Below are 13,701 nucleotides of genomic sequence, written 5' to 3'. Positions count from 1 at the left end.
CGAACGCGACGAACCACCCGATTGGGCGTCGTGCCGGAGGCTCCCGGAGGGGCCCCGCGCGACGGAGTCGGAGGCGTCAGACGCGCACACCGAACTGGAACGTGCCCATGTAGCTCATCGACTCGTAGCGGACCGAGGCGCCCGGCTTGGGGGCGTGCAGGATCGTGTTGTTGCCCGCGTACAGGGCCACGTGGGACAGGTTGTTGAAGAAGACCAGGTCGCCCGGCTTGAGCTGGCTGCGGCCGATCTTCACACCGTCGTTCTGCTGGGTGTACGTGGTGCGGGTGAGCGACACGCCGGCCTGGCGGTAGGCCCACTGGGTCAGACCCGAGCAGTCGTACGAGTTGGGGCCCTCGGCGCCGGAGACGTACGGCTTGCCGATCTGGGTGGCGGCGGCGCTGAGCGCGGCGGCGCCACGCTGCGAGGCGGGCACCTCGTTGCCGAGGTCGACCCGGTCGCCGGCGGCGCGGCTGGCACGCAGCTCGTCCTGCTGGATCTTGGCGCGCTCGGCGGCGGTCAGCGAGTTGAGCAGCTTCTGCGCGTCGGCGAGCTTGCCCTGGAAGGCCTTCTTCTTCTCGCCGAGGGTCTTGCGGACGTCCTCGAGGTCGGCGAGCTTCGTCGTCGCCTCGGCCCGCTGCTGGGCGAGGGTGCGCTGCTTGGCCTGGATCGACTGCAGCACGTCGGCCTGCTTGGCGCCGAGCTGGTCGATCGCGGACGCCTTGTCGAGGTAGGTGTCCGGGTCGGAGGAGAGGAAGAGCTGGATCGCCGGGTCGATGCCGCCGGAGCGGTACTGGGCGCTGGCGACCGAACCGATGTTGTCGCGCAGGGTGTTGAGCTCCTGCTGACCGCGGGCCACCTTGTCCTGGAGGGCCCCGATCTCCTTCTGCAGCTTGCCGCGGCGCTCCTCGGCGAGGTTGTACTGCTCCGTGGCCTCCTCGGCCTCGTGGTGCAGCTTGTCGACCTTCGACTTCACGTCGTCGATCTTCGGCTTCGGAGCCGCCTGGGCGCCGGACTGGGCGGTGAGCGCGACAGCGGCGGCGGCGGTCACGGTGAGCACGGTCACACGGGTGCGGCTCGGCTGCTTGGGACGACGGTGGGACGCCACGAAGGCGATCTCCTTCTTCCTCGAGCCGCCAACCAGGCTGCGGCAGGCGGTTCCTCCGCTGCCATCCCCGATAGATGATCAACCGCGCGAAGGTTCGAGGCCCGACCCTAGTGACCTAGCTGTGATCAGTTCAAATCCTCATGAGCAAAATCTCGCTCACGCAGCACATTATTTACAGACACCGCACGGGCAGTAATGGCCACTTGACGGTGTGCCCTCCAGAATTCGGGCATTAGACCCAGGAGTTACGAGAAGTCACGAGACGCGCGAAAGGCGCTTCAGCAACAATGCGGACGCGACCGGCCGGGCTCCGGACTTCGCGACTCCGTCGGCGACTTCACGGTCGGTGGAGACCACCACGACGGGACGGCCCGGAGGCTCGGCGCGCACCAGCTGGCGGATCAGCTCGTCCGCGGTGACACCCGGCTTCGAGAACAGCACCCGCACCCCGCGCGGCGGCGCGAGCAGCACCGGGGCCGCCAGCTCGGCCCCGTCGAAGACGCAGGTGATCTCGGCGCCCGAGCGGGCGGCGAGCGCGGAGAGCCCGCCGAGCAGCCGCAGCCGCTGCTTCTCCAGCGGCATGGTCGGATAGCCGGTCTTCGTGACGTTGTAGCCGTCCACGACCAGGTGCGCCTGCGGCAGTTCGAGGAGCTGGTCGAGGAGCGCCGGGTCGGTCTCCGAGAGCGCGCGGGCCGCGATGTCCTTCGGCGACATCCGGCCGGGCTCCACCGCGTCGACGGTGTCGGCGGGGTGCATGGAGGCGGGCGGCAGGGCCAGTTCACGGCGCAGCCCCTGCGCCGATTCCAGGACGGTGTCCAGCAGCAGTCGCAGGCGCATGTCCTCGACCGAGCGCCCCTCACGGGCGGCACGACGGCTCGCCTCCAGCGCCGCCTCCACCTCGGCGAGCCGCGACTTGAGCCGGCGGCTCTCGCTCTCGGCGGCCGAGACCTGTGCCGCGGCCTCCGCCTTGACGGTGTCGATCTCGGCCTGGGCACGGCGCAGGGCGGCCTCGCCGCGCTTCACGTCGCTCTGGGCACTGCGCAGCTTGCGGTGAAGCGATTCCGCTTCCTTGCGGGTGGTCTCCAGGTCGTGGCGCAGTTGCTCGGTCTCGCTCCGGCCGCGCTCCTTGGCGTGCGCGACCTCCTCGCGCAGCCGCTCCAGCTCGCGCCGCCCGGCCTCGTCGGCCCGCTCGGCGTCGGCGCGCTGGGCCTCCTCGCCGGCGGCGGCGACCAGCTTGACCCAGCCCGCCGGGCGCAGGACGTAGGCCGCCGCGGCGACGTCGACGGGGTCGGCGGCGGCCGGCGGCGCGCCGGACTCGACCGCACCGGCCAGCTCGGGCTGGGCGTCCTTGAAACGCTCGCCGATGCGCTGCCGGAAGAGCGGGTCGCTCTCCAGGGCCGCGGCCATCGCGTTGCCGGCGAACTTGGCCCGCCGGCTCGCGGTGAAGCGCGCGTACTGCCGCAGGGGCGCGGGCAGCTCCGCGACGGTCAGCCCGCCGAAGGCGTCGGCGACCAGCGCGACGACCTTGCGCCGCACGCCGTCCGGCAGCGGCCGGTCGAGCGCCTCGGCGGCCTCGTCCGCCGCGCCGGCCGGTTCGTCACCACGCGTGGGCTGCTCCACGATCCGTCACCCCACTGTCATTCGCAGCGCTCCGTCAGGAAGCGCTGCCCGGCCTGTCCACCAGCTCGATCTGGTCCACCGCGTTGCACCAGCGACAGCGGACCGACTCGATGGTCTCACTGACCACCTCGCGCTCCTCCACCTTGGGCTCCCCGGCAAGGTCCAGATGGATGTACTCGACGACCTTGGAGGAGCGGGTCACGTCGAATCGGGTCAGATTGCCGCAGAGTGTGCAGCGCCAGCGGGTCTCGGCGGTCGGCTGGGGAATCGCCGTCATCGTGCCGTCCTCGTTTCTTGGTGCGTGATACCAGGTGCGGGAGCCGCGGTGCGCCGTCGAACTGCGGATGTAATGCCCGTACCCTACGGCCATCGGGGTACGCCCTGCTCAGGCGGAGCCCGGCGCACGGGCCGGTACCGCGCGCCCCGGCGAGGCGCTCTGTCCGCGTCGACCCCGGTACGTCATGATCTGTCCATGATCGACTGGCGGGGAGCGGCCCTCGGCGCCTGGCACGGCGCGCGGAACGGACCGACGGTGACGTACGGCCTGATCGCCCTCTGCTGCCTCGCGTTCCTGATCAGCCCGGTCTCCGGGCTGATCCCGGCGCACGGCACCGGGGACGCGTCCCTGATCGCCCAGAGCGCGTACTTCCACCGCTGGGGAGTGGTGCCGGCGGAGCTGATGGACAGCGAGCCGCGCGCCCTGCTGACCCCGCTCACCGCGCTGTTCGTGCACGGCAGCTGGCTGCATCTGCTCGGGAACATGCTGTTCCTCTACGTCTTCGGCGCGATGGCCGAGGAGCGGATGGGGCCGGTGCCGTTCCTGCTCTTCTACCTCGCCTGCGGCTACCTCGCCCTGCTCGGCTATGCCGCCGCCTACGCGAGCAGCGAGCAGACCCTGGTCGGGGCGTCGGGGGCGATCTCGGGGGTGCTCGGGGCGTTCCTCTACCTCTTCCCCCGCTCCCGGGTCACCAGCCTCTTCCCCTTCCTCCTCTTCCTGCCGCTGCGGTTCCCCGCGTGGATCGTGCTGGTCTTCTGGTTCGTGCTCCAGTGGCTGGCCGCCCGGGCGGCCGGGGCGGGACCCGGGGTCGCCTATCTGGCGCACGTGGTCGGCTTCGCCGTGGGCTTCCTCTACGCCTGGGGCCGGTACCGCCGGCGGGGCGGCCGCAGGGTGCTTCCCCGGCGCGACGGCGACGGCAGCCGGGCGGGCTAGGGCCTTTCGTCGGGATCGGGCCGGATCGGTGAGCTCGCGGCGCCCGCAGCCCCACCGGCGCTACTTTGAAGGCAGGCCCTAGAGTGAAGGCCCCAGCCGCGGCGACCGAGGGAGTAAGACAGCCGTGATCACCGCGATCGTGCTCATCAAGACCAGCGTGGACCGCATCCCCGAGATCGCGGAGTCGATCGCCTCGCTCGACAGCGTCAGCGAGGTCTTCTCGGTCACCGGTACCTACGACCTGATCGCCATGGTGCGCGTGCCGAAGCACGACGACCTGGCGGACGTCATCCCGGGCCGCATCAGCAAGATCCCCGGCGTCGAGGCCACGGACACGCACGTCGCGTTCCGCACGTACTCCCAGCACGACCTGGAAGCGGCCTTCGCCATCGGCCTGGAGTCGTAACACCCGTCACGACGGAAGGGGGCCTCCCGGGGAGGCCCCCTTCACTCGTACGAGTGGGTGGTCAGCCGCGGTCCGGCACGCAGCGGCCGTCCTCGGTGCGGTACTTCCACTGCGCGCCGTCGCGGACGAGCTCCCGTACGGCGCCGACGAAACGCTCCACGTGCTCGTCCGGCGTACCGGCGCCGAAGCTGACCCGGATGGCGTTCAGCGACCGCTCGCCCGGCTCGGCCTCCGGGGCGCCGCACTCGCCGACGTCCTGCGGGTCGCTGCCCAGCAGGGTCCGCACCAGCGGGTGGGCGCAGAAGAGGCCGTCGCGGACGCCGATGCCGTACTCGGCGGAGAGCGCGGCGGCGAAGTGCGAGCTGTTCCAGCCCTCCACCACGAAGGAGATGACGCCGACGCGCGGGGAGTCGTCGCCGAACAGCGAGAGCACCCTGACCTCGGGCACCTCGGCCAGGCCCGCGCGCACCGTGGCGATCAGGTGCTGCTCGCGGGCGACCAGGGAGTCGAAGCCGGCCTCGGTCAGCGCCTTGCAGGCGGAGGCGATCGAGTAGACGCCGATGACGTTCGGGGATCCGGCCTCGTGGCGGGCGGCGGTGGTGTGCCACTCGACGTCCACTCCCCCGTCGGCCCGGCGGGCGACCTTGCGGGAGGCGCCGCCGCCCGCCAGGTACGGCTCGGCCTCCTGGAGCCAGTCGGCCCGTCCGGCGAGGACACCGGAGCCGAAGGGGGCGTACAGCTTGTGGCCGGAGAAGGCCACCCAGTCGACGTCCGACTCCCGGACGGACACGGGGTGGTGGGGCGCGAGCTGGGCGGCGTCGAGGACGATGCGGGCGCCGTGGGCGTGCGCGGCGGCGGCGAGTTCCTTGACCGGCCACAGTTCGCCGGTGACGTTGGACGCGCCGGTCACGCAGACCAGCGCCGGACCGTGCGGCTCGCGGGCGCCCAGGGCCCGCTCCAGGATCTCGACGGCCTGGGCGGGCGTGCGCGGCGCGTTGAGATAGCTGACCTGGGCGTCCTTCCAGGGCAGCAGCGAGGCGTGGTGCTCGGTCTCGAAGACGAAGACCTGGCAGTCGGCCGGGACCACGGCGGCGAGCAGGTTCAGCGAGTCGGTGGTGGAGCGGGTGAAGACGACCTGGTCGTCGGGGCGGCAGTCGAGGAACTCGGCGACGGTGACCCGGCTGTTCTCGAAGAGGTCGGTGGACAGCTGCGAGAGGTAGCCGGCGCCCCGGTGGACGCTGCCGTAGTACGGGGCGTACGCGGCGACGTCGTCCCACACCCGCTGGAGCGCCGGGGCGCTGGCCGCGTAGTCGAGCGCGGCGTAGCTGACCTCGCCGCCGGTCACCAGGGGGACGGTGACGTCCCGGCCGAGCACCGGGAGCGGGGCCGCGCAGCACGGATCGGCGGAGTCGGCGGCGGTGACGGGCTCGCCGGCCGCGACGGGCACGGTGGCGATGACGGAGGCGGTGGCGGCGTTCGGGCACGCGGACATGGCGAAGTCTCCCTGCGGGACGGAGTGTCCCCTCGGCCGAGGAGGGGACGGTGACGTGAGAAGCCCGCAGGGCACGACGAAGAAGGGTGCCGCGTACGGGAGTTGCCTCGACAGGCGGCACGGAGGGCCGCATGGAGGGAAAGAAGGAGGGCCGGAGGCCCTAGCACATTCGCTTGCTCACGAGACTGCTCCCTCGAGGACCAAGGACCCCAGGGTTCCGCAGGGGTCCGCGCTTGCCGCGGACCTTGCTGTCCACGGCCTGGTCTTCACCCGGGGCACCCCGCCACGGACGGAGGGTTGCCGGACAGCAAGCCGGGGCCTGAACGCTGTCACTCATGACCTGCTCCGAAGTTATGCCACGTGATCGCTCCGGCGCAACCCGTGTCCGGATCCCGGGACACGAAAGGGCCCCGCCGCAGCGGGGCCCCACCGGTCGTCCCTGAGACGCTCGCTACGCGTTGCTGGCCGCGACCCAGCGCTCCAGGGCCTGCCGCGCCGCGCCGGAGTCGATCGACTCCGCCGCCTTCGCGATGCCGGACGCGAGCTGCTCCGTCAGCGTGCCTGCGCCGGGGTCGAGTGCCGTGAGCGCGGCCGCCGAGTTGAGCAGCACCGCGTCCCGTACCGGACCGGTCTCGCCCGCCAGCAGCCGGCGGGCCACGTCCGCGTTGAAGGAGGCGTCGGCGCCGCGCAGCGCCTCCACCGGCACCAGCTCGATGCCGACGTCCCGCGGGTCGAAGGACTCCTCGCGCACCGCGCCGTCCCGGACCACCCACACCCGGGAGGTGGCCGTGGTGGTGAGCTCGTCGAGGCCGTCGTCACCGCGGAAGACCAGGGCCGAGGAGCCGCGCTCGGCGAGTACGCCCGCCATGATCGGGGCCATCCGGGCGTCGGCCACACCGGTGGCCTGGGACCTGACCCGGGCCGGGTTGGTGAGCGGGCCGAGGAAGTTGAAGACGGTGCGCACACCGAGCTGCCCGCGGGCGGTGGCGACGTGACGCAGCGCCGGGTGGAACTTGACCGCGAAGCAGAAGGTGATGCCGGCCTCCTCGGCGACCTCGGCCACCCGCCGCGGGGTGAGCTCCAGGTTGACGCCGAGCTTCTCCAGGACGTCGGAGGCGCCCGATGCCGAGGAGGCCGCCCGGTTGCCGTGCTTGACGACCTTGGCCCCGGTGCCGGCCACCACGATCGCCGACATGGTGGAGATGTTGACCGTCTTCGCGCCGTCGCCGCCGGTGCCGACGATGTCCACGGTGCGGCCGGGCACCTCGATGGTGTTGGCGTGCGCGTACATCGTGCGGACGAGGCCGGTGATCTCCTCGACGGTCTCGCCCTTGGCGCGCAGGGCCACCGCGAAGCCGGCGATCTGCACGTCGGTGGCCTCGCCGCTCATGATGCGGTCCATCGCCCAGGCCGAGTCCTCGGTGCCGAGGTCGCCGCCGTCCAGCAGGGTGTTCAGCACGGCCGGCCAGGAGCGACCCGCCGTGGTAGGTCCTCCAGCGGGGGTCACAGCGCTCATGGCAGCTCCAGGTTCGACACGTATCGGTGGTGATCCCACCCTATCGAGCCGGCGGCACGGCAAAGAGCCCCGTCCATCGAATGGACGGGGCTCCTGCCGTGGCGACCTTCAGGTCAGGTGATCAGTGGTGGCCGTGGCCGCTGGTGATCTCCTTGTACTCCTCGGCGGTGGGCTTGGCGATCTGGCTGTCCTCGCCGTAGTAGCTCCGGTTGAGCTTGACCCGGAGCCTCTCGATGGCGCCGACCTTGCGCTCCACACCGTTCTCGTCGACCAGCGGGCCGAGCTCGGCCGGCTGGTTCTGCTCGTGCGCCGTGAGGCGGTACAGCTCGCCCTGGCTGAGCGGCTGGTGGACCTCGACGAACTCACCGTGCGGCAGGCGCTTGATGATGCCGGACTCGCGTCCGTGCAGCACCTTGTCCTTGTCCCGGCGCTGGAGGCCGAGGCAGATCCGCTTGGTGACGACGAAGGCGATGACCGGTCCGACGAAGAAGAAGATCCGGACGAACCAGGTGATCGAGTTCAGCGACAGGTGGAAGTGGGTGGCCCAGAGGTCGTTTCCACCACCGATGAGCATGACCATGTACGCGGTGATCCAGGCGACACCGAAGGCGGTGCGCGTCGGAGCGTTGCGCGGGCGCTGCGCGATGTGGTGCTCGCGCTTGTCGCCCGTGATCCAGGACTCGATGAACGGGTAGACCGCGATGGCGGCCAGGACCGCCGGGAAGATCGCCAGCGGGATCATCACGCCCAGGACCAGCGTGTGGCCCCAGAGGTTGATCTCCCAGCCCGGCATGACACGGATCAGACCCTCGGCGAAGCCCATGTACCAGTCGGGCTGGGCGCCGGTGGACACCTGGTCCGGCCGGTACGGGCCGATCGCCCAGATCGGGTTGATCGAGGCGATCGCCGCGATGACCGAGATGACACCGAAGACCAGGAAGAAGAAGCCTCCGGCCTTGGCCATGTAGACCGGCAGCAGCGGCATGCCCACGACGTTCTTGTTCGTCCGGCCGGGGCCCTCGAACTGCGTGTGCTTGTGGTAGAAGACCAGGATCAGGTGGGCGACCACCAGACCCAGCATGATGCCGGGCAGCAGCAGGATGTGGGCCGAGTAGAACCGGGCCACGAAGTCGCCGCCGGGGAACTCCCCGCCGAACAGGAACATCGACAGGTACGTGCCGATGATCGGCACGGACAGGATCGCGCCCTGCATGAAGCGGACACCGGTGCCGGAGAGCAGGTCGTCCGGGAGCGAGTAGCCGGTGAAGCCGGTGAACATGCCCAGGAAGAACAGCAGGAAGCCGAACAGCCAGTTGATCTCACGCGGCTTGCGGAACGCGCCCGTGAAGAACACGCGCATCATGTGCACGAACATGCCGGCGAGGAAGATCAGCGCCGCCCAGTGGTGGATCTGCCGGATGAGCAGACCACCGCGCACATCGAAGGAGATGTGCATGGTCGAGTTGAACGCCTCGGACATCAGCTGACCCTGGAGCGGGATGTAGCTGCCGTGGTACTCCACCTCGTTCATCGACGGGTGGAAGAACATCGTCAGGTAGACGCCCGTCAGGATGATGATGATGAAGCTGTAGAGGCAGATCTCACCGAGCATGAAGGACCAGTGGTCCGGGAAGATCTTCCGCATGTTGGCCTTGGCCAGGGAGTAGATCCCGAGGCGGCCGTCGGCCCAGTCGGCGACCCGCTCACCGGCGGGGGCCTTCTTCTTGGTATCCGTCACAGTGCTCATCCGCGCTCCCAGAAGGCAGGACCGACGGGCTCGTCGAAGTCGCCGAGCGCCTCGAGGAAGCCCTTGTCGTTCACGCCGATCCGCAGCTGCGGGAGAGCGTGGCCGGCCGGGCCGAAGATGACGCGGGCGCCGTCGGACAGGTCGAAAGTGGACTGGTGGCACGGGCAGAGCACGTGGTGCGTCTGCTGCTCGTACAGGGAGATCGGGCAACCCACGTGGGTGCAGATCTTCGAGAAGGCGACGATGCCGTCGTGCGACCACTCGAGCTCGCGCTTGTCCTTGATGTCCTCCGGCTGGATCCGGACGATCATCAGGGCAGCCTTGGCGATCTCGACCTGGAAGTCGTGGTCGTGCTCCGACAGACCCTCCGGCATGGCGAAGGTCAGCGAGCCGACCGCGACGTCCTCGGGACGGAGCGGCTCGTGCGTGTTCATGTTGATCAGCTGCAGGCCCTTGGCCCACATCGTGCTGCGGAGCTTCTTCTCCGGCAGCGGACCCATGTCACGCAGCAGGACGACGCCGGAGAGCGGGACGAGCGCCAGCGCGCCGAACATCGTGTTGCGGATCAGCTTGCGCCGGCCCATGCCGGACTCGGAGGCACCGGCGGCGAAGTCGGCCATGACCTTCGCCTTGGTCTCCGTGTCGGCCTGGATGGCGTGACGGTCGTCCGCCATCTCCACATCCGACATCAGGGTGCGGGCCCAGTGGACCGCGCCCGCGCCGATGAGGAACAGCGCGGCACCGAGGGTCAGACCCAGGGCGAAGTTGAGCGCGGACACCCGGCCGAAGGGCCAGATGTACACGATCTGATCGACCGGGAAGATCACGTAGGAGGCGATGAAGCCGATCGTGGCCAGCATCGACAACGTGAACATCAGGGCGACCGCGCGCTCGGACCGCCGGGCGGCCCGCTCGTCGATGTCCTGGATGCGGGGCTTGTGGGGCGGGAGGCCCGGGTCGGCGAACGGGTCGTCGGCGACCATCACCGCGCCGTGCGCGGTGTCCTGCGCTGCGGGCAGGTTCTCTTCTGGAATCTCTTGGCTACTCATGACTTCTTGGCCTTAGCGGTGTGGGCCGCGACCCAGACGGCAACTGCGATGAGCGCACCCAGTCCGAACACCCATCCGAACAGACCCTCGCTGACGGGGCCGAGGCCACCCAGGCTGAGTCCGCCGGGGCTGTCGGCCTCGTCGCTGTTGACGGCCTTGACGTACGCGATGATGTCCCTCTTCTCCTTCTCCGGCATCGTGGTGTCGGGGAAGGAGGGCATGTTCTGCGGGCCGGTCTGCATGGCCTCGTACAGGTGCTTCTCGCTCACGCCTTCGAGGTTGGGGGCGTACTTGCCGTGCGTCAGCGCGCCGCCCTCACCGGTGAAGTTGTGGCACTGGGCGCAGTTCGTACGGAACAGTTCGCCACCACGGGCGATGTCGGCGCCGTCGGGGCTGTACTGGCCCGCCTTCGGCGTGATCGGGCCGGCACCGAGAGAGGCGATGTACGCCGCAAGCAGATCGATCTCGGCCTGCGAGTAGATGACCTTCTTCTTCGGGACCTGGGCGCCCGGCTGCTGGGCGGGCATACGGCCCGTGCCGACCTGGAAGTCCACGGCGGCGGAGCCGACGCCGACCAGCGAGGGGCCGTCAGAGGTGCCCTGACCGCCGGTTCCGTGGCAGCTGGCGCAGCCGACGGAGTAGAGCTTCTTGCCCTCCTCGATGGCGAGGGACTGGGCGGTTTCATCGGCCTTCGCCGTGCCCGCGGGCGCGAACGCGGCGTACAGCCCCCCAGTGGCCGCCAGCGCGAGAAGTAGGACGACGACCGCCGCCAGCGGATGGCGTCGTCGTGCGGAGAGCTTTTTCACGGATTACCCCGGTGTCAGGATCTTCTGCGTCGATGCTTGCTGGATGTGCTCGGGTCGGAGACCCGATTACTTGATCATGTAGATCGTGGCGAAGAGGCCGATCCAGACGACATCGACGAAGTGCCAGTAGTAGGACACGACGATGGCGGCGGTTGCCTGCTCGTGAGTGAACCTCTTGGCGGCGTACGTCCGGCCCAGGACCAGCAGGAAGGCGATGAGACCGCCCGTCACGTGCAGGCCGTGGAAGCCGGTGGTCAGGTAGAACACCGAGCCGTACGGGTCCGACGAGAGCGAGAGGCCCTCGTGCTTCACCAGCTCGGTGTACTCGAAGACCTGACCGCCGATGAAGATCGAACCCATCACGAACGTGATGATGAACCACGTCCGGAGCTTCTTCACATCGCCCCGCTCCGCGGCGAAGACGCCGAGCTGGCAGGTGAGGGAGGAGAGCACCAGGATCGTGGTGTTGGTCGCCGAGAACGGGAAGTTCAGGTTCGAGGCCTGCTCCTCCCAGAACTCGGGTCCCGTCACCGATCGCAGGGTGAAGTACATCGCGAAGAGGGCCGCGAAGAACATCAGCTCGGAACTCAACCAAATGATGGTTCCGACGCTGGTGAGGTTCGGTCGATTGACCGACGGGTGCGCGTGCCCGGTTTCTACTGTCGTTACTGTCGCCACGACCGACATTATGTCGGTCGCTTATCCCGCCCTCACTCCGGGGGGTGCCGTTCGGAGTGTCAGGGGCCCGTGTCCAGCCCGAACGGCCCATCGAAGGGCCCTCCGATCCGGTGTCGAAGCGGTGTTGACGGGCAGTGGGACGGAGTAGCATCCGCCGCATCGGTTGATGACCTTCACGGAGGAACGATGCAGTCGAGCGCCACGGTCCTGGTCTACAGCGACGATGCGAACACCCGCGAGCAGGTACGTCTCGCGGCGGGACGCAGGCCCGCTCCCGACGTTCCCCCGGTCGAGTTCATCGAGTGCGCGACACTCCCGGCGGTGCTGAAGCACCTGGACGAGGGTGGGATCGACGTCTGCGTGCTGGACGGCGAGGCCGTGCCGGCGGGCGGGATGGGCGTGTGCCGCCAGATCAAGGACGAGATCTTCCACTGCCCGCCGGTGCTGCTGCTGATCGGCCGCCCGCAGGACGCCTGGCTGGCCACCTGGAGCCGCGCGGACGCCGCGGTGACCCTCCCGGTCGAACCGGTCGATTTCGCGGCCTCCCTGGCCGCCCTGCTGCGTTCCCGCCTCGCGCTGTCTCTGTAGTACGAGGCTCGGTTCGCCTCCGGGCGCCCTGTTGCGTGCGTCGACGGTCGACCGTGCTCGGCCACTCGTTCCTCGCGGCCTCCGCGCGTTCTCCCTCTCGACGCCCGCAGCGCCCTTCGGCTCACTCGCCGGGGTGGGGGCGCCCGGAGGCGAACCGAGCCCCCTTCAAAATCAGACAGACGGTCGGAGGCGGGCGGTGTCGGTGGTGACGGCGGTCGCCGTGCCGCCGGCGGCGACGCCGGTCAGTGCGCTGCCCTGGCGCCACTTGTCCCAGGCCAGGTTCCAGTCGCCGAAGCCGTTCCCGAACGGGTCCATCGTGTCGCCGATGCTGTTGACGGTCTGCACGATGTCACCCGGACGGACGGTTTCGAAGAACCAGGCCGCGTTGCCCGTCGACATGCCGACGCAGCCGTGGCTGACGTTCGCGAACCCCTGCGAGCCGACGGACCAGGGCGCCGCGTGGACGTATTCACCACTCCAGGTGACCCGGGTCGCGTAGTAGACGGGCAGGTCGTAGGACTCGGAGCTGCCCTCCGCGATGCCGACGCTGGTGCCCCGCATCCGGACGTAGTACTCCTTGCCGAGCACGACCTTGATGCCGTTTCGGGTGGAGAAGCCCGGTTTGCCGGTGGTCACCGGCATGGTCTTGATCACTTCTCCGTTGCGCCGCACGGTCATCGAGTACGTTCCGGCGTCCGCGACCGCCTCGATCCGGTCGCCGATCGTCAGCTTCAGCGGCTTCGACGCGCCGCCGTAGAGCTTGTCGCCGACCTTCACCCCGGCGAGGTTCCCGGAGACGCTGATCGCCGCGCCGGCGGGCCAGTACTCCTTCGGACGGTAGTGCAGTTTCTTGTCGTCCACCCAGTACCAGGCGCCCTCGACGGCGGGCGTGGAGCGCACCTTCAGCGCCCGTTCGACGACGGCTCTGGCCGCCTTGTCCTTCACGGGGAGGCTGAGTTCGGCGGTGATGGGCTGGCCGACGCCGTAGGTGCCCGCCTCCGGGCCGAACGCCACGGTCAGCGCCCGCTTGGCCGCAGCCGTCTCGAACGTGTACGTACGGCTGCCGGGCGCGCCGTCGTCGTCCTCCGTGGAGACCTTGACGGTGTACCGGCCGCCGGACGTCAGCGCGCCGGTGGAGCGCCAGCGCTGCCCGTCCGCGGTGAGTTCGCCCGCCAGGTGGTGTCCGGTCTCGTCGGTGGCCGTCACGTCGGTGATGCGGCCCTCCTCGTCCTTGACCGTGATCTCCAGCGCCTTGTCCGGGTCGGCCTTCTTGCCGTCCGCCGGGGCGTTGAAGGAGATCTGCTGCCCCGCGTCGTACGGCTTGGCCGACAGCGGATGGTCCTCGGAGGCCGAACAGGCGCTGCCCGCGGCGGTGACCGTGAGGGCCAAAAGAGTGCAGCTCAGAACAGTCCGAATGCGCGGCGTGTCGTTCATGACATCACCGTAAGAACAATCCTCGGACCCAGCGCGTCGAGTGCTGCAAA

General features: G+C 69.6%; 13 protein-coding genes and 1 riboswitch. Of the genes, 3 read left to right on the top strand and 10 right to left on the bottom strand.

Going from position 1 to position 13,701, the window contains the following annotated elements; translation table 11 throughout:
* Window positions 1-76 precede the first annotated feature (76 nt).
* The 3 genes from ACE1OA_RS25315 to ACE1OA_RS25305 form a co-directional block, all read right to left on the bottom strand.
* Window positions 77-1,105 (bottom strand): C40 family peptidase, encoded by a 1,029-nt coding sequence (locus tag ACE1OA_RS25315; protein WP_356603197.1) that lies wholly within the window; start codon window positions 1,103-1,105, stop codon window positions 77-79.
* Window positions 1,106-1,360: 255 nt separating this feature from the next.
* Window positions 1,361-2,725, bottom strand: coding sequence for an NYN domain-containing protein (locus tag ACE1OA_RS25310; protein WP_356603195.1), 1,365 nt, complete (start codon window positions 2,723-2,725; stop codon window positions 1,361-1,363).
* A gap of 34 nt (window positions 2,726-2,759) precedes the next feature.
* Window positions 2,760-3,002: a hypothetical protein gene (locus ACE1OA_RS25305; protein WP_147977656.1), complete on the bottom strand. Its 243-nt coding sequence runs from the start codon at window positions 3,000-3,002 to the stop codon at window positions 2,760-2,762.
* A gap of 195 nt (window positions 3,003-3,197) precedes the next feature.
* Between ACE1OA_RS25305 and ACE1OA_RS25300 the strand changes: the two genes are divergently transcribed.
* A complete protein-coding gene (locus ACE1OA_RS25300; RefSeq protein ID WP_356603193.1) occupies window positions 3,198-3,935 on the top strand; it encodes a rhomboid family intramembrane serine protease in 738 nt (245 codons plus the stop codon).
* Between the two features lie 124 nt (window positions 3,936-4,059).
* A complete protein-coding gene (locus ACE1OA_RS25295; protein ID WP_147977657.1) occupies window positions 4,060-4,341 on the top strand; it encodes an Lrp/AsnC family transcriptional regulator in 282 nt (93 codons plus the stop codon).
* A gap of 61 nt (window positions 4,342-4,402) precedes the next feature.
* Here the strand turns inward: ACE1OA_RS25295 and ACE1OA_RS25290 are convergent, their stop codons facing one another.
* From ACE1OA_RS25290 to ctaE, 6 genes are all read right to left on the bottom strand, one after another.
* A complete protein-coding gene (locus tag ACE1OA_RS25290) occupies window positions 4,403-5,833 on the bottom strand; it encodes an aminotransferase class V-fold PLP-dependent enzyme (RefSeq protein ID WP_384868650.1) in 1,431 nt (476 codons plus the stop codon).
* 224 nt (window positions 5,834-6,057) lie between these two features.
* A riboswitch (SAM riboswitch) is annotated at window positions 6,058-6,174 on the bottom strand.
* A gap of 110 nt (window positions 6,175-6,284) precedes the next feature.
* Complete coding sequence (gene trpD / locus ACE1OA_RS25285) at window positions 6,285-7,349, bottom strand: anthranilate phosphoribosyltransferase (protein WP_356603188.1); 1,065 nt, start codon at window positions 7,347-7,349, stop codon at window positions 6,285-6,287.
* Between the two features lie 121 nt (window positions 7,350-7,470).
* Window positions 7,471-9,096: a cytochrome bc1 complex cytochrome b subunit gene (gene qcrB, locus ACE1OA_RS25280; protein WP_356603186.1), complete on the bottom strand. Its 1,626-nt coding sequence runs from the start codon at window positions 9,094-9,096 to the stop codon at window positions 7,471-7,473.
* On the bottom strand, window positions 9,093-10,145 hold the full coding sequence (gene qcrA / locus ACE1OA_RS25275; RefSeq protein WP_147977659.1) for a cytochrome bc1 complex Rieske iron-sulfur subunit: 1,053 nt from the start codon (window positions 10,143-10,145) through the stop codon (window positions 9,093-9,095). Before qcrA ends, qcrB begins: the two co-directional genes overlap by 4 nt.
* Window positions 10,142-10,951 (bottom strand): cytochrome bc1 complex diheme cytochrome c subunit, encoded by an 810-nt coding sequence (gene qcrC / locus ACE1OA_RS25270; protein ID WP_356603184.1) that lies wholly within the window; start codon window positions 10,949-10,951, stop codon window positions 10,142-10,144. The genes qcrA and qcrC overlap by 4 nt, the downstream gene beginning before the upstream one ends.
* Before the next feature lie 66 nt (window positions 10,952-11,017).
* Window positions 11,018-11,638, bottom strand: coding sequence for an aa3-type cytochrome oxidase subunit III (gene ctaE / locus ACE1OA_RS25265; protein ID WP_356603182.1), 621 nt, complete (start codon window positions 11,636-11,638; stop codon window positions 11,018-11,020).
* Between the two features lie 177 nt (window positions 11,639-11,815).
* Between ctaE and ACE1OA_RS25260 the strand changes: the two genes are divergently transcribed.
* Window positions 11,816-12,217: a hypothetical protein gene (locus ACE1OA_RS25260; RefSeq protein ID WP_356603180.1), complete on the top strand. Its 402-nt coding sequence runs from the start codon at window positions 11,816-11,818 to the stop codon at window positions 12,215-12,217.
* Between the two features lie 171 nt (window positions 12,218-12,388).
* Here the strand turns inward: ACE1OA_RS25260 and ACE1OA_RS25255 are convergent, their stop codons facing one another.
* The gene (locus ACE1OA_RS25255) at window positions 12,389-13,651 is read right to left on the bottom strand and encodes a L,D-transpeptidase (RefSeq protein WP_356603178.1); all 1,263 of its coding nucleotides are present in this window, start codon (window positions 13,649-13,651) and stop codon (window positions 12,389-12,391) included.
* Window positions 13,652-13,701: the final 50 nt, after the last annotated feature.

Source organism: Streptomyces sp. JL2001, from assembly GCF_050917515.1.
Taxonomy (GTDB): Bacteria; Actinomycetota; Actinomycetes; order Streptomycetales; family Streptomycetaceae; genus Streptomyces.
This window is presented reverse-complemented; position numbering and strand designations above follow the sequence as displayed.

Excerpts from the sequence above, each read along its gene's own strand:
- trpD (WP_356603188.1), bottom strand. The coding sequence starts at position 7,349 with ATGAGCGCTGTGACCCCCGCTGGAGGACCTACCACGGCGGGTCGCTCC.
- ACE1OA_RS25300 (WP_356603193.1), top strand. The coding sequence starts at position 3,198 with ATGATCGACTGGCGGGGAGCGGCCCTCGGCGCCTGGCACGGCGCGCGG.
- qcrB (WP_356603186.1), bottom strand. The coding sequence starts at position 9,096 with ATGAGCACTGTGACGGATACCAAGAAGAAGGCCCCCGCCGGTGAGCGG.
- ACE1OA_RS25255 (WP_356603178.1), bottom strand. The coding sequence starts at position 13,651 with ATGAACGACACGCCGCGCATTCGGACTGTTCTGAGCTGCACTCTTTTG.
- ACE1OA_RS25305 (WP_147977656.1), bottom strand. The coding sequence starts at position 3,002 with ATGACGGCGATTCCCCAGCCGACCGCCGAGACCCGCTGGCGCTGCACA.
- ACE1OA_RS25260 (WP_356603180.1), top strand. The coding sequence starts at position 11,816 with ATGCAGTCGAGCGCCACGGTCCTGGTCTACAGCGACGATGCGAACACC.
- qcrA (WP_147977659.1), bottom strand. The coding sequence starts at position 10,145 with ATGAGTAGCCAAGAGATTCCAGAAGAGAACCTGCCCGCAGCGCAGGAC.
- ctaE (WP_356603182.1), bottom strand. The coding sequence starts at position 11,638 with ATGTCGGTCGTGGCGACAGTAACGACAGTAGAAACCGGGCACGCGCAC.
- ACE1OA_RS25290 (WP_384868650.1), bottom strand. The coding sequence starts at position 5,833 with ATGTCCGCGTGCCCGAACGCCGCCACCGCCTCCGTCATCGCCACCGTG.